The organism is Flavobacterium sp. (assembly GCF_041911335.1).
Lineage (GTDB): Bacteria > Bacteroidota > Bacteroidia > Flavobacteriales > Flavobacteriaceae > Flavobacterium.
In genome coordinates, this window is record NZ_JAYRPD010000035.1 from 22,305 (window position 1) to 41,179 (window position 18,875).

At 31.4% G+C, this 18,875-nt stretch carries 23 protein-coding genes and 1 tRNA gene; 11 read left to right on the forward strand and 13 right to left on the reverse strand.

The window, feature by feature from the left end:
• Nucleotides 1-66 precede the first annotated feature (66 nt).
• The 5 genes from ACE3PD_RS04690 (at nt 67) to ACE3PD_RS04710 (ending at nt 3,863) form a co-directional block, all read left to right on the forward strand.
• Entirely contained in the window at nt 67-702 is a 636-nt protein-coding gene (locus ACE3PD_RS04690) for a peroxiredoxin (protein ID WP_026726698.1), read from the forward strand.
• Between the two features lie 82 nt (nt 703-784).
• Nucleotides 785-1,093 (forward strand): thioredoxin family protein, encoded by a 309-nt coding sequence (locus ACE3PD_RS04695; RefSeq protein ID WP_374400007.1) that lies wholly within the window; start codon nt 785-787, stop codon nt 1,091-1,093.
• 83 nt (nt 1,094-1,176) lie between these two features.
• A complete protein-coding gene (locus tag ACE3PD_RS04700) occupies nt 1,177-1,434 on the forward strand; it encodes a hypothetical protein (RefSeq protein ID WP_374400010.1) in 258 nt (85 codons plus the stop codon).
• A 154-nt stretch (nt 1,435-1,588) separates the two neighbouring features.
• Complete coding sequence (locus ACE3PD_RS04705) at nt 1,589-3,319, forward strand: T9SS type A sorting domain-containing protein (RefSeq protein WP_374400012.1); 1,731 nt, start codon at nt 1,589-1,591, stop codon at nt 3,317-3,319.
• Between the two features lie 40 nt (nt 3,320-3,359).
• Nucleotides 3,360-3,863, forward strand: coding sequence for a hypothetical protein (locus ACE3PD_RS04710; RefSeq protein ID WP_374400015.1), 504 nt, complete (start codon nt 3,360-3,362; stop codon nt 3,861-3,863).
• Here ACE3PD_RS04710 and arsB read toward each other — a convergent pair.
• From arsB to rpsA, 5 genes are all read right to left on the reverse strand, one after another.
• Entirely contained in the window at nt 3,856-4,887 is a 1,032-nt protein-coding gene (gene arsB / locus ACE3PD_RS04715; RefSeq protein WP_374400017.1) for an ACR3 family arsenite efflux transporter, read from the reverse strand. The genes ACE3PD_RS04710 and arsB overlap by 8 nt on opposite strands.
• 4 nt (nt 4,888-4,891) lie before the next feature.
• The gene (locus ACE3PD_RS04720; RefSeq protein ID WP_374400020.1) at nt 4,892-5,500 is read right to left on the reverse strand and encodes a low molecular weight phosphatase family protein; all 609 of its coding nucleotides are present in this window, start codon (nt 5,498-5,500) and stop codon (nt 4,892-4,894) included.
• Nucleotides 5,501-5,554: 54 nt separating this feature from the next.
• On the reverse strand, nt 5,555-6,031 hold the full coding sequence (locus ACE3PD_RS04725; protein WP_374400022.1) for a DUF6428 family protein: 477 nt from the start codon (nt 6,029-6,031) through the stop codon (nt 5,555-5,557).
• 79 nt (nt 6,032-6,110) lie between these two features.
• On the reverse strand, nt 6,111-6,434 hold the full coding sequence (locus ACE3PD_RS04730) for a metalloregulator ArsR/SmtB family transcription factor (protein ID WP_333809195.1): 324 nt from the start codon (nt 6,432-6,434) through the stop codon (nt 6,111-6,113).
• Between the two features lie 238 nt (nt 6,435-6,672).
• Nucleotides 6,673-8,436: a 30S ribosomal protein S1 gene (gene rpsA / locus ACE3PD_RS04735; protein WP_374400026.1), complete on the reverse strand. Its 1,764-nt coding sequence runs from the start codon at nt 8,434-8,436 to the stop codon at nt 6,673-6,675.
• A 247-nt stretch (nt 8,437-8,683) separates the two neighbouring features.
• Between rpsA and ACE3PD_RS04740 the strand changes: the two genes are divergently transcribed.
• The 4 genes from ACE3PD_RS04740 to ACE3PD_RS04755 all read left to right on the forward strand — a co-directional run bounded on the left by ACE3PD_RS04740 (nt 8,684) and on the right by ACE3PD_RS04755 (nt 11,972).
• Nucleotides 8,684-9,808, forward strand: coding sequence for a redoxin domain-containing protein (locus ACE3PD_RS04740; protein ID WP_374400028.1), 1,125 nt, complete (start codon nt 8,684-8,686; stop codon nt 9,806-9,808).
• A gap of 165 nt (nt 9,809-9,973) precedes the next feature.
• Nucleotides 9,974-10,055, forward strand: a tRNA-Tyr gene (locus ACE3PD_RS04745).
• A 95-nt stretch (nt 10,056-10,150) separates the two neighbouring features.
• The gene (gene pepT, locus ACE3PD_RS04750; RefSeq protein WP_374400031.1) at nt 10,151-11,392 is read left to right on the forward strand and encodes a peptidase T; all 1,242 of its coding nucleotides are present in this window, start codon (nt 10,151-10,153) and stop codon (nt 11,390-11,392) included.
• Between the two features lie 4 nt (nt 11,393-11,396).
• Nucleotides 11,397-11,972, forward strand: coding sequence for a YdeI family protein (locus ACE3PD_RS04755; protein ID WP_374400034.1), 576 nt, complete (start codon nt 11,397-11,399; stop codon nt 11,970-11,972).
• Between the two features lie 51 nt (nt 11,973-12,023).
• Here ACE3PD_RS04755 and yajC read toward each other — a convergent pair whose 3' ends face one another.
• The 4 genes from yajC to ACE3PD_RS04775 form a co-directional block, all read right to left on the reverse strand.
• Nucleotides 12,024-12,293, reverse strand: a complete 270-nt coding sequence (gene yajC / locus ACE3PD_RS04760) for a preprotein translocase subunit YajC (RefSeq protein WP_374400036.1) — start codon at nt 12,291-12,293, stop codon at nt 12,024-12,026.
• 2 nt (nt 12,294-12,295) lie between these two features.
• Entirely contained in the window at nt 12,296-12,781 is a 486-nt protein-coding gene (locus ACE3PD_RS04765) for a DUF1573 domain-containing protein (RefSeq protein WP_374400038.1), read from the reverse strand.
• Between the two features lie 11 nt (nt 12,782-12,792).
• Nucleotides 12,793-13,734, reverse strand: a complete 942-nt coding sequence (gene nusB, locus ACE3PD_RS04770; protein WP_374400040.1) for a transcription antitermination factor NusB — start codon at nt 13,732-13,734, stop codon at nt 12,793-12,795.
• A gap of 83 nt (nt 13,735-13,817) precedes the next feature.
• Complete coding sequence (locus ACE3PD_RS04775) at nt 13,818-14,921, reverse strand: Glu/Leu/Phe/Val dehydrogenase dimerization domain-containing protein (RefSeq protein WP_374400043.1); 1,104 nt, start codon at nt 14,919-14,921, stop codon at nt 13,818-13,820.
• 193 nt (nt 14,922-15,114) lie between these two features.
• On the opposite strand from ACE3PD_RS04775, the gene ACE3PD_RS04780 reads away from it, so the two are divergent.
• Together ACE3PD_RS04780 and ACE3PD_RS04785 are read left to right on the forward strand one after the other, a co-directional pair.
• Nucleotides 15,115-16,881, forward strand: a complete 1,767-nt coding sequence (locus ACE3PD_RS04780; protein WP_374400046.1) for an ABC transporter ATP-binding protein — start codon at nt 15,115-15,117, stop codon at nt 16,879-16,881.
• Between the two features lie 70 nt (nt 16,882-16,951).
• Entirely contained in the window at nt 16,952-17,326 is a 375-nt protein-coding gene (locus tag ACE3PD_RS04785) for a PUR family DNA/RNA-binding protein (protein WP_374400049.1), read from the forward strand.
• Between the two features lie 53 nt (nt 17,327-17,379).
• Here ACE3PD_RS04785 and ACE3PD_RS04790 read toward each other — a convergent pair whose 3' ends face one another.
• The 4 genes from ACE3PD_RS04790 to trxA form a co-directional block, all read right to left on the reverse strand.
• Nucleotides 17,380-17,712 carry a tRNA-binding protein gene (locus ACE3PD_RS04790; RefSeq protein WP_374400051.1) on the reverse strand — a complete coding sequence of 111 codons (333 nt, stop codon included), beginning with the start codon at nt 17,710-17,712 and terminating at the stop codon, nt 17,380-17,382.
• 66 nt (nt 17,713-17,778) lie between these two features.
• Nucleotides 17,779-17,991 carry a DUF2892 domain-containing protein gene (locus ACE3PD_RS04795; RefSeq protein ID WP_374400053.1) on the reverse strand — a complete coding sequence of 71 codons (213 nt, stop codon included), beginning with the start codon at nt 17,989-17,991 and terminating at the stop codon, nt 17,779-17,781.
• Between the two features lie 17 nt (nt 17,992-18,008).
• On the reverse strand, nt 18,009-18,398 hold the full coding sequence (locus ACE3PD_RS04800) for a rhodanese-like domain-containing protein (protein ID WP_374400056.1): 390 nt from the start codon (nt 18,396-18,398) through the stop codon (nt 18,009-18,011).
• Between the two features lie 45 nt (nt 18,399-18,443).
• On the reverse strand, nt 18,444-18,746 hold the full coding sequence (trxA, locus tag ACE3PD_RS04805; protein WP_026726428.1) for a thioredoxin: 303 nt from the start codon (nt 18,744-18,746) through the stop codon (nt 18,444-18,446).
• Nucleotides 18,747-18,875 lie beyond the last annotated feature (129 nt).

Here is an 18,875-nt window from a genome sequence, read left to right on the forward strand (position 1 = left end):
TTTTTTTGTTGTTTCTATTTGTAAATTTGTATCAGAAAATTAATAATATTTTTAAAATCATAAATCATGGCATTAGTAGGAAAAAAATTCCCAAACATTACAGTAGACGCAATCTCTTTCATGGGAGATAATTTAAGAATCAACGTTTTAGAAGAAGCGGTAAACAACAAGAAAAAAGTAGTTTTATTTTGGTATCCAAAAGATTTTACTTTTGTATGCCCAACAGAATTACACGCTTTCCAAGCTGCTTTACAAGAATTTGAAAATAGAAATACAATGGTTATTGGCGCTTCTTGTGATACAAACGAAGTACACTTTGCTTGGTTAAATACGGCTAAAGATAATGGTGGAATCGAAGGTGTAACTTACCCGCTTTTAGCTGACACAACAAGAAACTTAGCTGCTGCTTTAGATATTTTAGATGCAGAATGGGTTTATAACGAAGATTTAAATGACGAAATCTTAGAAGGTTCAAACGTTACTTTCAGAGCTACTTATTTAATTGACGAAGAAGGAAAAGTATTCCACGAAAGCGTAAACGATATGCCATTAGGAAGAAACGTAAACGAGTACTTAAGATTAATCGATGCTTATACTCACGTTCAAACTAAAGGTGAAGTTTGTCCTGCTAACTGGGAAGAAGGAAAAGAAGCAATGAACGCTGATAGAAAATCAACAGCTGCTTATTTAGCTTCTCACTAAAATAATATGTCAATAATCAATGTGTCAATTAGACAATAATTGGCACATTGACATATTGTCTAATTGAAAACTTTAAAAAAAAATGTTTACAGAAATAGAACAAGATAATTTAGCGGAAATTGTTGCTTCAAACGAAACAGTTGTAGTGCAATATTCAGCATCATGGTGTGGAAATTGCCGTATTATGAAACCAAAATTCAAAATGATGGCTTCTCAAAACGAGGCAGTACCTTTTGTGGTGGTTGACGCAGAAAAATTTCCAGAATCTAGAAAATTAGCAAAAGTGGATAATTTACCAACGTTTGCAACTTTCAAAAATGGTGTTTTAGTAAATCAAACACAAACTAATAAAGCTGAAGTTTTAGCCGAATTGGTAAATGAAGTAATTTAATTAAAAGTTTCAGGTTACAAGTTTCAAGTTTGTATATGTAACTAAAAACAACCTGAAACCTTAAACTTGAAACAAAAATAAATATGAAATTACCCGTTATAAAACAGTTAACGCAATTTATCGAAGATAACGACCAAGATTATATTGTTGAAACTATTGAAGTTTTAGAAAATCTTTGCGAAGTTACTTCTTTAAAAGATGAAGAATTAGACGTTATTGCAGAATTAATCTCTAATATGTATGGTGCACTAGAAGTGAATCAAGCTATCAAAAATGGTGCTGATAAAAAAACCGCTTTAAACGATTTTATGAAGCGTGTTTTAGGTTCGATAGACAAATAATACCATTTTCAAAAGAATTAATATATTAAGCTTTATGTGAAAAACATAGAGCTTTTTTCGTTTAAATAAACAAATCAAACAAAAAACATATGCATTCATAGTAATTTAACAATTTATTTATATATTGCGCATTATTAAATTAAAAATAATATGTATGAATAAAATTACTTTGTTTGCATCATTTGCCTTATTATTTATTTCATCGATAGCTTTTTCTCAAAACCAAAGAATAGAGTTCAAACCTCGATCTGCAGAATTTGAATTTTACGAATACAGAAATGATAGTATCATTCCATTAAAAACCCCTATTGCGAATACCACCAATAGAGTTTTTGAAAGTAAATTACCCTACCCTATTATTTTTATACACGGGTTGAATTCAAGTTCAGAAACTTGGAATACATCAACTGATTATTATGACACCCAATATAGTTTTACTTTTGGTGGTCGTTTTGATTTTTGTTTAAATGCAGACAACAATAACGCAACAACAAATAAAAATTTCTACCCAACAGCTGGTGCAGATATTGCCGCATTTGAATCTTTAGTACAAAACGGTGATTATTATTATGTGAATTTTAATGTGAATCCAAATGGAGCTGTTGGAACAACCGTACTAAGTAACCAATCGGCAATTGCTAAACAAGGAGCTGCGGTAAGAGTTGCTGTTCAAAGAGTTATGGAAGTTACAGGGAAAAATAAAGTAATTTTAGTAGGCCACAGTATGGGAGGTTTGGCTTCAAGAGAATACATTCAAAACTCTTACAACTGGCAAGCAGACAATCAACATCATGTGGCTAAATTTTTAACTCTAGGAACTCCACACGGAGGAAGCAACGCAAGTGATATTCCTGGATCATTTCTTACTGGAACAGATACACGTTCTGAGGCGCTAAGAGACTTAAAAACAACTTATTATTATAGTGGTGAACCTAGTAGATTTTTGTTTGGCGGAATTGAAATAAATAATTCTAGCAATATGAATGAACACTTTATTGGCCCAGATTATTGGAACATAGATGTTAATTGTAATGGTACAATTGGTGATAATATAGTTGGATTAAATCAAAAACCAATTGATAACATTATTGATTTTTCATGTGTACTAGGAAGAATAAACGGATCTTCTTCAGACGGAGTTGTAACTGAAACTTCTGGAACTTTAGGTAATTATTTTACAGGAACTGGATTAACATATCCAATAAAATATTTTTACTACACTTCTATTGGGATTGAAAATCACACTGCACTACCTAGTCAATACTATGAAATTATGCAAGGTTTAGATGAACCTAATTTCAAAGAATTAGCTTACGGAATTACAACTAACAAAACTTATATTGGATATTCAACAGTTCAAAACCCAGTAGCTGCTGATAATGATTATTTTAAATTTACCGTTGCAGATAATGTTAATGCGGTTGTTAACGTAAGTAGTATTGTTACATCTTCTATGAATGGAACTATTTTAAATGCTGCTGGAGTTGATGTTGGTGCATCGCAAAACAACAGTGGTAATACTTTAAGCTTTACAAGAGTTCTTGCTCCTGGCGATTATTTCTTAAAATTAACGAGTACGAACCCAACAAATACTAATTACCAAACGCCATATCAATTTAATATCACAACTACATTAAGTGTTGATGATACTGATTTAGAATCTTTTGTTTTTTATCCAAACCCAGTTAAAGACATTTTACACTTGGATAATTTAAGCATTACGAAAGCTTCAATTTATAGCATTCTTGGACAATTAATCGAAACGAAGACTTTTGAAAATACAACTACAAACATTTTAGATGTAAGTAATTTAGAAAGTGGTATTTATTTAATTGAATTAGAAAACGATTCCCAACAAAAAACAATAAAAATTATTAAAGAATAAAACTAAAAAACGCTCTATTAAGAGCGTTTTTAATTATAAAATGAAAAAATACCATTCTCAAAATTCGCTAGAAATATTTCTACCTTTTTTATTGTTATTAATATTGATAGTAGTATTAAAAATTATCTACGTAAAATATAACTTATTCGTATTTGTTTCAAGCCTTCTTTTTTCTTTAGCTGTTCTTATTTATACAATTATTAAAACAAGAGCAAGTATTTTTGACATTTATTTTTTTGATGATAAAATCGAAATCAAATATCTCTACATCAATAAAATAGAAACATTAAAATATTCAGACATATCTGAATATCATTTCATTAGAACTAACAAAAGTAAAACTGATCACATAAAATATGCTTCTGGAAAGAAATCATTTACTTCTGTTGAAAATAATAATACTATAGAATATATAAAATGGTTAAAAGAGAAAAATCCCAATATCAAAATAGTTATTTCTCCTACTGATTCTACATTAGAATATGAATATCAGAAAGAATTTGGTTCCAAATTCAGAAAATTCCACAAAGATTCTCTTAATTAAAATATTTCTTTCTTAACCAGAAAGCTACATTTACCAAAATTATTAAAGCTGGAACTTCCACTAACGGACCAATCACACCAGCAAAAGCTTGTCCGCTATTAATTCCGAATACACCTATAGATACTGCTATTGCTAATTCAAAATTGTTTCCAGATGCTGTAAATGATAAAGCTACCGCATCTCTATAATCTGCTCCAATTTTCTTAGCAAAAAAAAACATCAAGAAAAACATAATCACAAAGAAAATGACTAGTGGAATAGCGATTCTAACTACATCCATTGGTAAATCGACAATCATTTCACCTTTTAAACTGAACATAACTACAATGGTAAAAAGTAGCGCTATCAAAGTAATTGGTGAAACAAAAGGAATAAATTTTTGATTGAAAAACTTATCTCCTAAATACTTTTTTATTGTAAATCGGCTTACTACAGCCAATGCAAACGGAATTCCTAAATAGATTCCAACTGTTTTAGCTATTTCACTAATAGTAATATCTAATTCCAAACCTTTGATTCCAAATAAAGGAAGCATCACATGCAAATAAAAATAAGCGTATAAACTGAAGAAAAATACTTGAAGTAAGCTGTTAATCCCAATTAAACCTGCTGTCAATTCACGATTCCCTTCTGCAAGTTCGTTCCAAACAATTACCATGGCAATACATGGTGCAATTCCAATGATAATTAAACCTGTCATGTATTCTGGATAGTCTTTTAAAAAGAAAGTTGCCAATAAAAACATTAAAAAAGGACCAACAATCCACGTAATAAAAAGTGAAGCCGATAGTAACTTTGGCTGATTGAACATTTGCGGTACTTTAGAAAAATCGATTTTTGTTAATGGTGGATACATCATCAAAATCAAACCTAAAGCCAATGGAACATTCGTAGTTCCTGATGAAAAAGAATTGATGAAATTAGCTGAATTTGGAATTAAATAACCAATTCCAACACCAAGTAACATCGCTAAAAAAATCCAAATCGTTAAATAGCGGTCTAAAAATCCTAATCTTTTTTTCATGTGCTTATTTTATTTGAGAAAACACAAAATACATTTCACTCGCAATTTGTAAACTTCTCTCAGCGTATTTTTCGTTCATTACATCCGTTCCGTCAAATGCTTTTGGATCGTCGTATTTGATTGGGAATCTTGCTTCTGCACCAAAAACCATTGGACAACCTTCATCGGCATTATTGCAAGTCATGATGGCTCCAAAGTTAGTCTTCGGATTAAAATCATCGAAATAGGCTTTTGAAAAACAGATAATAGGATGTTGATTATCATCAAACTTAACCGCGTAAACTGGATTTTGCTCTTGACTTAACTTCTGAATTTGAAATCCTTGATTTACTAAGGTTTCGGCTACTTTTGGAAACATAGCGGTAGCTTCCGTTCCGCCAGAATAGCAAAATACATTTTTGATTCCGAATTGAAATGCCATGGTTTGTGCCCAAATTTGGGATAAATGACTTCTTCTGGAATTGTGCGTACAAATGAAGTTCAATCGGATTTCTTCACTTATACTGACTTTATTTTGAAAGTAATCCACTAGCGGTTCTAAAACTGCTTTACGTTCGGCTGAAACTTCTATTTTTGAAATAGATTCAATTGTTTTTGATAAATTTTCAAACATATCTATTTGAGTGAATAGTGAAAAGTAATTAGTGACTAGTTTTTTGAATTAAAATTAACAACAACCTTCATCAGGTGTGCAACAAGAGGTTTGTTTTGGCTTCCACTCGCCTATTTTGACTTTTGGTTTTTCGGTGGGGATGCCACAATTGTCTTTTGCTAAACAATCGGTAAGTTTTGTAGTTAACAAGAAATTAGTACCATCAAAATCTAAACTGAATTTACCGATGGTTTCCTTCATTTGGTATTCGACTTCAATTTCTAAATCAGGTAAACCTAAGGTTTTTTCTGAAAGTTCGATTATGTGAACTAATTTCTCTGGATGCAATCTGTGGTCGTAATCATTGGCTTCCCAAAGTTGGAAATTGATTACTTCTTCTGTACGAATAGTGCCACCACAATCGATGAAGTGTTTGGTAACTTTTCCTACTTCGGTAACATGGAAATGACTAGGTACTAAATCGCCGTTTGGCAATTGAAACGCTATTGTAGTTAGCTTTTTTAATTGGGTTTTGATTTCGGATAGTTTCATTTTATTATGTATTAAGATTGTAGAATTAAGTATTAAAACTAGAGTTCCCTTTGACTACGCTCAGGGTGACAACCTAAAATTAGCAACATTTGTTTTTTAACTTATGACGAATCATACCAAAGTGATTTTCTATTTTATCAATGGTATCTGGATTGATACAGTAACAAATAGCAGTTCCTTCGATAGTACCTTTAATGATGTTGGCGTTTTTTAATTCTTTTAAGTGTTGCGAAATTGTAGGTTGGGCTAATGGTAATTCATTTACAATATCACCACAAATACAAGAATCAACCGTTAATAAATAGTCAACGATAGCGATTCGTGCCGGATGTGACAAGGCTTTGAATAAACTTGCCATTTCGTTTTGCTCTATTGAAAAAGAATCTGATTTTGATGCTCCCATAATGCTTTGAATTACTTATTTTTCATGATTGTAAACTATTCTCGATACAATTTTATACAGCAAAAATTAGCATTTTTTCTGTATAAAATCACTCGAAATGACGTTTTCACAATCATTACTAATTATTATATTGCAATATTACGATAAACAAATATAATACACAATAAAAAATCCCGAAATTTCTTTCGGGATTGATTTTATAACACTTCGACAAGCTCAGTGAGACAAAAAAGTGAGATTATTTACCTCCTTTTTCCATTTTAGCTTTTAATTCAGCAAGAATATCGTTATTATCACCTAAAGTAGATGTTTGTGCTGGAGCTGAAGCAGTTTCAGTTGCAGCTTTAACGTTTTTCTCTTCTTCTTCTCTGAAGATAGCTGTATGAGAAGCTACTACTCTTTTGAATTCTTTATTGAACTCAATAACTTTAAAGTCAGCAGTATCTCCTTTTTTCAATTTTTTACCGTCTTCTTTTTCTAAGTGACGTGTAGGAATGAAAGCAACGATATCGTCACCAAATTCTACAGTAGCTCCTTTGTCAACGATTTCTGAAATTGTTCCGTTATGGATAGTTCCTACAGCGAAAGCATCTTCATACTTATCCCAAGGATTTGGAGTTGTTTGTTTGTGACCTAAAGATAATTTACGACCTTCAACGTCTAACTCTAAAACAACTACGTCTAATTTATCACCTACGTTTACGAATTCAGATGGGTGTTTGATTTTCTTAGTCCAAGATAAATCAGAGATATATACTAAACCGTCGATACCTTCTTCTAACTCAACGAAAATTCCGAAGTTAGTAAAGTTTCTAACGATTCCAGTGTGTTTAGAACCTACTGGGTATTTAGCAGTGATATCAGTCCATGGATCTTGCGTCATTTGTTTGATACCTAAAGACATTTTTCTTTCATCTCTATCAAGAGTTAAGATTACTGCCTCTACTTCATCACCAATTTTCATGAAATCTTGAGCTGATCTTAAGTGCGTAGACCAAGACATTTCAGAAACGTGGATTAAACCTTCAACACCTTCAGCCACTTCGATGAAAGCACCGTAATCAGCTAAAACAACTACTTTACCTTTTACTTTATCACCAACTTTTAATTCAGCTCCTAAAGCATCCCATGGATGAGCGTGTAATTGTTTTAAACCTAATTGAATTCTTGTTTTCTCATCATCGAAATCAAGGATTACAACGTTTAATTTTTGGTCTAATTCAAGAACTTCAGATGGGTGGTTGATTCTTGACCAAGATAAGTCAGTGATGTGGATTAATCCGTCTACACCTCCTAAGTCGATGAATACACCGTAAGAAGTAATGTTTTTAACAACTCCTTCTAATACTTGACCTTTTTCTAACTGACCGATAATTTCTTTTTTCTGAACTTCGATATCAGCTTCGATAAGTGCTTTGTGCGATACTACTACGTTTTTGAATTCGTGGTTAATTTTAACTACTTTGAATTCCATAGTTTTGTTCACATATTGATCGTAATCACGGATTGGTTTTACATCAATTTGAGAACCTGGTAAGAATGCTTCGATTCCGAATACGTCAACGATCATACCTCCTTTAGTTCTACATTTTACGAAACCATTAACGATTTCTCCAGTTTCGTTAGCAGCGATAACTCTGTCCCAAGCTTTGATAGTTCTAGCTTTTCTGTGAGATAATACTAACTGACCTGTTTTGTCTTCACGAACGTCGATTAATACTTCTACTTTATCACCAACTTTTAAGTTAGGATTGTAACGGAATTCGTTTAAAGAAATAACACCTTCAGATTTAGCGTTGATATCAACGATAGCATCTCTATCAGTAATTCTTACAACAACTCCTTCAACTACTTCCTCATCTCCTGTAGAAATGAAAGTTTTAGTTACTAGATCTTCAAATTCTTGTAAGTTTTTCTCGTCAACTGCATCAATACCTTCTGCATAGTTATGCCAGTTAAAATTCGCTAAAAACTCTTCTTGTGTTTTGTTAATTTCAGACATGCTGATTAAAAAATTTGTATGCCGTGCTTCTAGCGTTTCTTAATGCGAAATAGAAAACAACAGCAGTGTTTTACTTAAATGATTGACACCTAATGGAAACGCTTTTTCGCCAAAAGGTGTGCAAAATTACAACTATATTTTTGATTTACAAAACTTTGAACACTAGTTTTTTATAGTGATTCTAACATTTTTTTATGTTTTGTAAGTGAGTTATTTTGAATACATTTGCGAAAATTAATTTAAAACAATGAAAAAAATAACATTATTAGCTTTATTTACATTATCAATAATTTCTTGTAACAATTTAAAAGATAATGAATTTCTTATTAGCGGAGAAGCTAAAGGAATTGAAAACGGGAAAAAAGCATTTGTAGAAATGCAATCTGAACTAGGGACAATAATAATGGATACCGCTGTGGTTACCGACGGAAAATTTGAGCTAAGAGGAATTGCAAAAAACATCGATTTGGGTTTTGTAAGAATTGAAAACTCTCCTATTAATCTTCCAATAATTATTGAGGAAGGTAAAATTGATATTAAAATTGTTAAAGATTCATTGCATAAATCTTCACTTGGTGGTACGCCTAATAACGATATGTTTCAAAAATTCAACAATGAATCTAGAGCCATTTCTGAAAAGGTAGCAAAATATGGAAGAGATAATGGTGAGATAATGCAAAATGCTCAGGTAAAAAAAGATACTGTTACCATTAAGAGATTAATGAGTGAATATCAAAAATTTCAGGATGAAATGAATGTGTATTCTAAGAAATTTATTAATGATAATCCTGACACCTATATTTCTGTCTTGTTATTAGAAAATTTCTTAATGAGAAACTATCTTTCTAAAGAAGAAGTAACCAAAATTTACAATAAGTTAGATAAAACGATGCAACAAACTAATAGCGGAAAAAGAATTAGCGCTGTTATTTTTAAAAAGAATGTAGTTAAGATAGGAGAAAAAGCGCCTAATTTTTCAGCAAACTCTCCTGAAGGCAAAACTATTTCATTAAAAGAATCTTTAGGAAAAGTAACTATTATTGATTTTTGGGCTTCTTGGTGTGGACCATGTAGAGCAGAAAATCCTAATGTGGTAGCAATGTACAATGAATTACATGATAAAGGTTTAAATATCATTGGAGTTTCATTAGACAAAGATGCTGCAAAATGGAAAGAAGCTATTGCAAAAGATAAATTAACTTGGGCTCATGTTTCAAATCTTAAATTTTGGGATGAACCAATTGCAAAACAATACAATGTGCAATCAATTCCAGCAACTTTTATTTTAGATGCTAAAGGAAATATTGTTGCAAAAGATCTTAGAGGTGATGCCTTAAAAGCAAAAGTAAAAGAACTTTTAGGAGTTAAATAATCTCAATACAAAATATATTTTAAAAAATCTTCTTCGGAAGATTTTTTTATGTTTTTCATTTACAGAAAGTTATAAAATAGTCTGTAAAATAGTAGAAAATATCTTTGCAAGAACAAAAAACAATTCTATATTTGCAACCGCTTAGTCAAATAAGCAAGATGGCTTGGGGAGATACTCAAGCGGCCAACGAGGGCGGACTGTAAATCCGCTGATTACATCTTCGCAGGTTCGAATCCTGCTCTCCCCACTAAAGCACTTCAATCGAAGTGCTTTTTTTATTTACCCAAATCATACTTTTAAAAACCTATTCAATTTCCTATATTTGTATAAATTTTAAAATTCATGCAACATATAATCGATCGCTTTATAAGCTATGTAACTATTGATACAGAATCTGACCCAAAATCAGACACTACACCAAGTACCAAAAAACAACTTGACCTAGCCAATCTTTTAGTAAAAGAACTAAAAGCAATGGGAATGACAGAAGTAACCATAGATAAAAATGGCTATGTAATGGCTACTTTAGAAAGTAATGTAAAACACAAAGTTCCAACAATTGGATTTGTTTCGCATTATGATACAACTCCAGATTTCACTGGTGCTAACGTAAAACCTCAAATTGTAAAAAATTATGATGGAGGTGATATTGTTTTAAATAAAAAACAAAATATCATTTTATCGCCAAGTTATTTTAAAGATTTATTACAATATAAAGGTCAAACCCTAATCACAACTGACGGAACAACCCTTTTAGGAGCCGATGACAAAGCCGGAATTACCGAAATTATGTCGGCAATGGAATATCTAATTCAACATCCCGAAATCAAACACGGAAAAATTCGTGTAGGTTTTACTCCAGATGAAGAAATTGGTCGTGGTGCGCATAAATTTGATGTTGAAAAATTTGGTTGCGAATGGGCTTACACCATGGATGGAAGTCAGATTGGCGAATTAGAATATGAAAATTTCAACGCAGCTGGAGCTAAGATTACGTTCAAAGGAAAAAGCGTTCACCCTGGCTATGCTAAAGGAAAAATGATTAACTCGATGTTATTGGCTAATCAATTCATTTCTAAATTACCAAAAAACGAAATTCCTGAAAAAACTAAAGGATATGAAGGTTTCTTTCACGTAGTTGGTATTACTGGAAGTATTGAAGAAACTGTAGTTGAATTAATTATTCGTGACCATAGTGCAAAAAAATTCAAGAAAAGAAAAGAGTTTATCCATGAATTAGCGAATAAATTCAATAAAAAATGGAAAAAACAATTTGGTGAAGAGATTGTAATTGCTGAAGTAAAAGATCAATATTACAACATGAAAGAAAAGGTAGAACCTGTTTTTCATATTGTTGAAATTGCCGAAAAAGCGATGAAAGAATTAGGTATAAAACCAATTATTAAACCTATCCGAGGAGGAACTGATGGTTGCCAGTTATCTTACAAAGGATTACCTTGTCCAAATATCTTCGCTGGAGGACACAATTTCCATGGAAAATACGAATATGTTCCTGTTGAAAGTATGGTAAAAGCAACTGAAGTAATTGTTAAAATTGCAGAAATTACTGCTGCTAAAAAATAATTTTGTGGAAGAAAACAAATGGAATAAAACCAATCAATGGGAAAATGAATTGGAGCAATTGCATGCTATCATTCGTAAAACACCTTTAGTTGAAACTACTAAGTGGGGCGGACCCGTTTATACCTATAAAAATAAAAATGTAGTGGGAATTGGTGGTTTTAAATCCTATTTTGGAATTTGGTTTTACAATGGTGTTTTTTTGAAAGATGAGAAAAAAATACTCATCAATGCGAATGAAGAAAATACAAAATCACTTCGCCAAATGCGATTCAATTCGGTAAAAGAAATAGATGAAAAACTGATTTTAGCCTACATTAAAGAAGCCATTGAAATTGAAGAAAAAGGATTAGTCATCCCAAAAGAGAAAAAAGAAACCATTATCCCTGAATTATTGCAAAACGAATTGGATAATAATTCAGAACTTTTTACCAAATTCAATAAATTTTCTCCATACAAACAAAGAGAGTTTATAGAACACATAACTACTGCCAAACAAGAAAAAACGCAAATAGCTCGCTTAGAAAAAATCATTCCAATGATTTTAGAAGAACGGGGATTAAACGATAAATATAGAGCATAAAAAAGCCGAATTTATAAATTGAAATTCGGCTTTTTACTATATTAAAAAATCTTATTTTGCTGCTAATTTAGCACTCATTTCCATTGAAATAGCAGATTTTTCCATTTTGATTTTACCTGCCATAGTTTCAACTACTACAGTATCTTCATTCATTTCTGCAATTTTACCATGGATTCCAGCTTTAGTTATAATTCTATCACCTACTTTTAATCCGGTTTCAAATGCTTTTTCTTTTTTGGCTCTTTGTTGTTGCGGTCTTATTAATAGAAAATAAAACACAGCAATCATCAATACTAATTGAATTCCTAATTCTGGAGTCATAATTATTTGTTATTTGGTATATAAACGGGTTTACCAGCCATAGGCTGAACTTTTGCTTTAATCTTAAAGGTTTCGTGACCATTTTCTGTGTTAGTGGTCAAAGTAACTGTTTTTTCTTGTTCTCCTGGTTTATTTTTAGAATCAAAAGACACTTTGATAGGAGCAGAATCACCTGGTTTAATTGGATCTTTTGGCGGTTGAGGAACCGTGCAACCACAACTTCCTTTGGCATCAGCAATAATTAAATCCGATTCACCTGTATTTTTTACTATAAATTCAGTTTCTACTACATCTCCTTCTTTGATAGTACCAAAATCATGAATTTCTTTGTCTAATTCAACTATGGGTAATTTACCAATTAATGCTTTTTCAGCCTCAATTGTTTTCATATCAGCATCTGTAATTTTATCTGCTGCACTTCCTTGTTTACAAGCCGTTGATAATACAGCTAATGAAAGAACGAATAAACTAACTGATTTTCTTATCATATTTTTAAAATTTATAATAAACCTCTACCTGATTTTTTTAATTTTCCGTCTTGAGTAAATTCTTTTACCAAGTTATCTAAAATTCCGTTGATAAAAATACTACTTTTTGGTGTAGAATACTCCTTTGCAATTTCTAAATATTCGTTAATTGTTACTTTTGTTGGAATAGATGGGAATTTCAACAACTCACAAATCGCCATTTTTAAGATAATCGTATCGATTTCGGCAATACGCTCTACATCCCAATTTGGCGTTTTATCGATGTACTCTTTAGATAATTCAACTTCATTCAAAACCGTTTTTCTAAACAAGTTTTTTACGAAATCTTTATCATCTTCATCTTTGTAAACTTTTGGAACAATCAAAGTATCATTTTCTCCTTTTAATTGTTTGATTTGTTTAACAATTAAAGTATTGATTCCTGGCAAATCATCCACCCAAGTTAATTTAAAATCTTCCAAATAATCATACAAACGATCGCTTGGAGCAATTACTTCGGTATACAAATCAACGATAAAGTTTTTATCATCGTCAAAACTACCAACAGGTTTTTGCATATAATTTTGATACAATTCACTTTCTTTAATCGTATCAATCAAACCTAAAATAATATCATCATTTAATTTCCAGTTATTGATGTTATGATCATCTAAAGCAGTTTCCAATGCTTCCGATTCTGATAATAAAACCAAAACTTTATTGTTGATGAATTTTAAATTGGGATTGCGCTCTTCTTTAGTAGCTAAATGTTTTTTAGAAGCCAAATCGATGTATTCCTCTTCTTTCTTTTTGATTTCGATAAGTGCCGAAAGCAATAAAAGATACAAGTTTTGGGTGTTTTCGATACTTTGAAAAAGGAATTTTTCTTCTTTATCCAAATTATCAGATTGGTGTTGGTGCATTGCATAAATACTTTGCATCACTTTTACTCGGATATGTCTTCTGTTTAACATACTAATTAAGAACTTTATAAAATTAAGAGAGCGAAAAAGTTGCCTCTTTCGCTCTGCAAAAATACAATTTTATTTAAAACGAATTACTTCTTTAATTCATTTTTTGTATCATCAATACGTTTTTGCGCCATTGAAAAAGCCGCTTGATGCGTAGTGATGTTGTTATCATCTGCAAATTTGAAAATCTCTAATGCTGTGTTGTAGATGTTTTCTGTTTTTTCCATAACCTGAGCATTCGTCCATTTTACTAATTCAGAATACACATTGATTACACCACCCGCATTGATTAAGAAATCAGGTGCGTATAAAATACCTTTTTCTTTTAAGATTTTTCCGTGAACTGCTTCGTTAGCTAATTGGTTATTAGCCGCTCCAGCAATGATAGAAGCTTTGATATTGTTAATAGTTGCATCGTTAATAGTAGCTCCTAAAGCACATGGTGCGTAAATATCTACATCAGCACTGTATAAATCAGCACCTGTAAAAATTTTAGCGCCGTACTTCGCTCCTACTTGGTGAACTCTATCTTCGTTGATATCAGTAATAGTAACAATTGCACCACTTTCTGTTAAGTGTTGTACTAACGATTCACCAACGTGACCAATTCCTTGTACTAAAACACTTTTTCCTTCTAAATTATCAGAACCAAATTTGTATTTAGCAGCTGCCTTCATTCCCATGAAAACACCATAAGCTGTAACAGGAGAAGGATTTCCAGAACCACCTCTTTCAACAGAAATACCAGCAACGTGTTTTGTTACTTCATTTACTGTATCCATGTCTTTAGTTTCCATTCCCACATCTTCTGCAGTGATATATTTTCCTGATAATGAATCTACAAATTGTCCGAAACGACGCATTAATTCTGGTGTTTTTTGAGTTTTAGCGTCACCAATGATAACCGCTTTTCCTCCACCTAAATTTAATCCCGAAATTGAGTTTTTGAAAGTCATTCCACGAGACAAACGCAAAACGTCGTTTAACGCTTCCCATTCGTTTGTATAATTCCACATTCTAGTTCCTCCTAAAGCAGGTCCTAAAACTGTGTTATGAATTCCAATAATTGCTTTTAATCCTGTATCTTTGTCGTGACAAAATACAACTTGTTCATGACCATCAAAAGATACCTGACCAAAAACTGGATCTACTTTATGAAGCTCATTTGCTTTTAATAATTCTGCTGTCATGCGATTTGAGTTGAGTTGAAAATTATTCAATATTTAATTACAATATTACGAATAATTTTAAAATGATTCAAAAAATTATATTTATTTTAATAATTTAGCAATGAAAAGCTAAAAAATCCGATAATCGTTCATTATCAATTGATTATCTTTTTAATGAATTTGATAAAGAAATGTTATCGCACTAAAGAATACTATGAAAGAATTACAATATTTAAACAAATACTTTGTCAAATACAAATATCGTTTCCTACTTGGAATATTTATTACAATTGTAGCACAAATCTTCTCATTATTTACACCTGAGTTGATTGGAAACTCTATAAAAGTAATTGAAGACTACGTAAAAAACCCTGATGGTGACCTACTTAGTTTCCAAAAAACATTGTTTCACAACATTTTACTGATTTTAGGAACTACAATTATCGCCGGATTTTTCACATTCTTAATGCGTCAAACTCTAATTGTAATGTCGCGCCATGTAGAATTTGATTTGAAGAACGAAATTTTCAATCATTATCAATCGTTAACACAAAGTTTCTATAAACGTAATCGTACTGGAGATTTAATGAATCGTATTAGCGAAGATGTTGGAAAAGTGAGAATGTACGTTGGTCCAGCCGTAATGTATTCTTTAAATACCTTAATGCGCTTTACAATTGTGGTAATTTATATGTACAACATTTCGCCGAAACTAACTTTATATTCGTTATTACCTTTACCGCTTTTATCGTATAGTATTTTTAAGATTAGTTCGATGATTCATAAACGTAGTGGTGAATTTCAAAAGAATTTATCAACGCTTTCTTCTTTTACCCAAGAAATTTTCTCTGGAATCCGAGTAATTAAAGCTTATGCCATCGAAGGCAAAAAACAAGAAGATTTCACGAAACTAAGTGATGAAAGCAAAGTAAAAGTCATGGATTTGGCTCGAGTAAATTCACTTTTTGGTCCGCTGATGATTTTGCTTATTGGATTGAGTAACTTGGTCGTAGTTTACGTTGGAGGCTCTATGTACATCAATAACGACCCCGAAATTGCAAGTATTGGAGTAATTGCCCAATTCATTTTATACATCAATATGTTGACTTGGCCAGTAGCATCTTTAGGTTGGGTTTCTTCTTTGGTTCAAGAAGCAGAAGCTTCACAAAAACGAATTAACGAATTTCTAAAAGAAGAACCTGAAATTAAAAATACGGTTAGCACCCATACTTCAATTGAAGGTGCAATTAAATTTGACAAGGTTTCTTTCGAGTACGAAGACACTAAAATTAAAGCTTTAGACCAAATTTCGTTTGAAGTTAAAAAAGGAAAAACGTTAGCAATATTAGGAAAAACAGGTTCTGGAAAATCAACTCTTTTGACATTAATTAGTCGTTTATATGATACGACTTCAGGAACGGTTTCTATTGATAACAAAGACATTAAAGACTTAAATTTATTCGATTTACGCAATCAAATAAGTGTGGTGCCGCAAGATGCTTTCTTGTTTTCGGATAGCATTAAAAACAACATCAAATTTGGGAATGAAAATGCTACAGATGAAGAAGTAATGGAAGCCGCTAAAAAAGCAGTCGTTCATGACAATATTATGAATTTTAATCAGCAATATGAAACGGTTTTGGGCGAACGAGGCATTACCTTGTCGGGAGGACAAAAGCAACGTGTTTCAATTGCTCGTGCTTTAATTAAAAATGCACCAGTGCTACTTTTAGATGATTGTTTAAGTGCAGTAGATACCGAAACTGAAGAAACCATTTTGAACAATTTATTAGATTATTGCAAAGACAAAACGACTATAATTGTGAGTCACCGAGTTTCTTCAGCTAAAAATGCGGATTGGATTATCATTTTAGACGAAGGAAAAATCAAAGAGCAAGGCACTCATTCTCAACTATTAGACCTTAATGGGTATTACAAAGAGTTATACTTAAAACAACTTTCGGAAAAAGAAATTGACTAAACTTTTGTTTAATCCGATTTTTTTTTAGATTTTTGAGACGCTATAACACTAATTAATTGAAAGTAGGATTATGAGAGAAAATGAAATGTTAGAAAAAGAAGATATTTTTTCTAAAGTATTGCGTGCAGGAAGAAGAACGTATTTCTTTGATGTAAGAGCTACAAAAGCAGATGATTACTACATTACCATTACTGAAAGTAAAAAGTTTACAGAAGAAGATGGTTCTTTTCACTTTAAAAAACACAAAATTTATTTGTACAAAGAAGATTTCGCTGCTTTCAGAGAAATTTTAGATGAAATGACTGATTTTGTTCTAGACCAAAAAGGTGAAGAAGTAATTTCAGAAAGACATCAAAAAGATTTCAAAAGAGAAGTTTATGCTGAAGGAAACGATGAAGTAAAATCAGCTGAAAGCTTTACCAATATTGATTTCGACGATATTTAATCTTCAGAAATAAAATATAAATCCCAAACTCTTAATTGAATTTGGGATTTTTTTTATCCAATACGCAATCCATTTTCAACCCGAATATCAGAAGTCAGCAAAACAATATCGTTCTCTTCTCCAACCGAACCCAAAACCAAACATTCGCTCATAAAATCTGCAATTTGTTTTTTAGGAAAATTGACAACAGCAATAATTTGTTTCCCGATTAAATCTTCTTTTGAATAACGTTTGGTAATTTGAGCGGATGATTTTTTAATTCCTAATTCAACACCAAAATCAATTGTTAATTGATATGCAGGTTTATTTGCTTTTGGAAAATCATTTATTTCAATAATTGTTCCAACGCGCATTTCAACTTTCTCAAAATCATGCCAAGTTATCATATTTTATAAAATAAAAAAGTACAATTTACCAAAGTAAATCATACTTATATAAAAATTGAATTATAATTATTTTTTTGCTTTTACTTTACAAGTATTAATTCCAAACAATGTATAAAAAGGACAAAACTGCACCGATGCAACAGTAATCATTACTACACCAACAACAAGAGCAATCCATTTTAAATTACCATCTAAGATTCCTGAAAGACCAAGAATAATGGCAATAACACCCATCATGACGCGTACAAAACGATCGGCAGTTCCAATATTTTTCTTCATAGTCTAAAGTTTTACGTTTATTTTACTACAGGTTTGTTTTCACTATTCCAATTGGTAATTCCGCCTTCTAAATCGGTAATAGTTTTGAAACCTAATTCTTTTAATCTTGCAGAAGCTTTTGCACTTCTTCCACCTGATTTACAATACACCATCACAGGTTTTTCTTTATCTAAACTAGCTACTTTAGCATCAAAATCATCTGCCGTAACATCAATGTTTATTGCATTTTCTAAATGACCTTCGCTGAATTCTTCAGGTGTACGAACATCTACCAATTGTACTTCAGGTTGTGTCATCTTTTTCTCGTATTTAGACACTTCTAAAACTTGAACACCATCTGCTTGATTCTTCAAACAAGAAGTCAATCCAAAAAATAGAATGACCAAACTCAATACTTTTAATTTCATTATTTTTATGTTTTTGTTTGTTTTCGTTTATAAATATACAAAAAATCAATTTAAATGATTACTAATTATAGCTGATAAATCTCTAGCACTCAAAACTCCTGATTGGCGCCATAACATTTTTCCTGTTTTAAATAACATTAAGGTTGGCACTCCTCTTACCATAAAATGACTTGCCAAATCTTGGTGTTGGTCGACATTTACTTTTATAATTTTAACAGCATCTTTTAAATTCAATTTTACTTCTTGCAATATGGGCGACATCATTTTACAAGGACCGCACCAATCGGCATAGAAATCTACTAAAACCAAATCGTTACCGTTAATAATATCATTAAATTTTGCATTCATAATTTCACTTTTTATTCTTTACCAAAGGTACAATTTGAAAAATCTTTTTTCTGTAATATTTGTTACACAAACTTAACATGACAATTATCATTTTTTATTTTTCAGAAGCGCTTTAAATTTGTACAATGC

What these genes read in the sequence shown, in the direction of transcription:
- ACE3PD_RS04775 (WP_374400043.1), bottom strand. Translation starts at nt 14,921, where the DNA reads ATGACAGCAGAATTATTAAAAGCAAATGAGCTTCATAAAGTAGATCCA.
- ACE3PD_RS04790 (WP_374400051.1), bottom strand. Translation starts at nt 17,712, where the DNA reads ATGATAACTTGGCATGATTTTGAGAAAGTTGAAATGCGCGTTGGAACA.
- nusB (WP_374400040.1), bottom strand. Translation starts at nt 13,734, where the DNA reads ATGTTAAACAGAAGACATATCCGAGTAAAAGTGATGCAAAGTATTTAT.
- ACE3PD_RS04725 (WP_374400022.1), bottom strand. Translation starts at nt 6,031, where the DNA reads ATGAAACTATCCGAAATCAAAACCCAATTAAAAAAGCTAACTACAATA.
- ACE3PD_RS04785 (WP_374400049.1), top strand. Translation starts at nt 16,952, where the DNA reads ATGAGAGAAAATGAAATGTTAGAAAAAGAAGATATTTTTTCTAAAGTA.
- ACE3PD_RS04695 (WP_374400007.1), top strand. Translation starts at nt 785, where the DNA reads ATGTTTACAGAAATAGAACAAGATAATTTAGCGGAAATTGTTGCTTCA.
- ACE3PD_RS04705 (WP_374400012.1), top strand. Translation starts at nt 1,589, where the DNA reads ATGAATAAAATTACTTTGTTTGCATCATTTGCCTTATTATTTATTTCA.
- yajC (WP_374400036.1), bottom strand. Translation starts at nt 12,293, where the DNA reads ATGACTCCAGAATTAGGAATTCAATTAGTATTGATGATTGCTGTGTTT.
- pepT (WP_374400031.1), top strand. Translation starts at nt 10,151, where the DNA reads ATGCAACATATAATCGATCGCTTTATAAGCTATGTAACTATTGATACA.
- arsB (WP_374400017.1), bottom strand. Translation starts at nt 4,887, where the DNA reads ATGAAAAAAAGATTAGGATTTTTAGACCGCTATTTAACGATTTGGATT.
- ACE3PD_RS04710 (WP_374400015.1), top strand. Translation starts at nt 3,360, where the DNA reads ATGAAAAAATACCATTCTCAAAATTCGCTAGAAATATTTCTACCTTTT.
- ACE3PD_RS04780 (WP_374400046.1), top strand. Translation starts at nt 15,115, where the DNA reads ATGAAAGAATTACAATATTTAAACAAATACTTTGTCAAATACAAATAT.
- ACE3PD_RS04690 (WP_026726698.1), top strand. Translation starts at nt 67, where the DNA reads ATGGCATTAGTAGGAAAAAAATTCCCAAACATTACAGTAGACGCAATC.
- ACE3PD_RS04795 (WP_374400053.1), bottom strand. Translation starts at nt 17,991, where the DNA reads ATGAAGAAAAATATTGGAACTGCCGATCGTTTTGTACGCGTCATGATG.
- ACE3PD_RS04740 (WP_374400028.1), top strand. Translation starts at nt 8,684, where the DNA reads ATGAAAAAAATAACATTATTAGCTTTATTTACATTATCAATAATTTCT.
- ACE3PD_RS04720 (WP_374400020.1), bottom strand. Translation starts at nt 5,500, where the DNA reads ATGTTTGAAAATTTATCAAAAACAATTGAATCTATTTCAAAAATAGAA.
- ACE3PD_RS04800 (WP_374400056.1), bottom strand. Translation starts at nt 18,398, where the DNA reads ATGAAATTAAAAGTATTGAGTTTGGTCATTCTATTTTTTGGATTGACT.
- trxA (WP_026726428.1), bottom strand. Translation starts at nt 18,746, where the DNA reads ATGAATGCAAAATTTAATGATATTATTAACGGTAACGATTTGGTTTTA.
- ACE3PD_RS04730 (WP_333809195.1), bottom strand. Translation starts at nt 6,434, where the DNA reads ATGGGAGCATCAAAATCAGATTCTTTTTCAATAGAGCAAAACGAAATG.
- ACE3PD_RS04765 (WP_374400038.1), bottom strand. Translation starts at nt 12,781, where the DNA reads ATGATAAGAAAATCAGTTAGTTTATTCGTTCTTTCATTAGCTGTATTA.
- ACE3PD_RS04700 (WP_374400010.1), top strand. Translation starts at nt 1,177, where the DNA reads ATGAAATTACCCGTTATAAAACAGTTAACGCAATTTATCGAAGATAAC.
- rpsA (WP_374400026.1), bottom strand. Translation starts at nt 8,436, where the DNA reads ATGTCTGAAATTAACAAAACACAAGAAGAGTTTTTAGCGAATTTTAAC.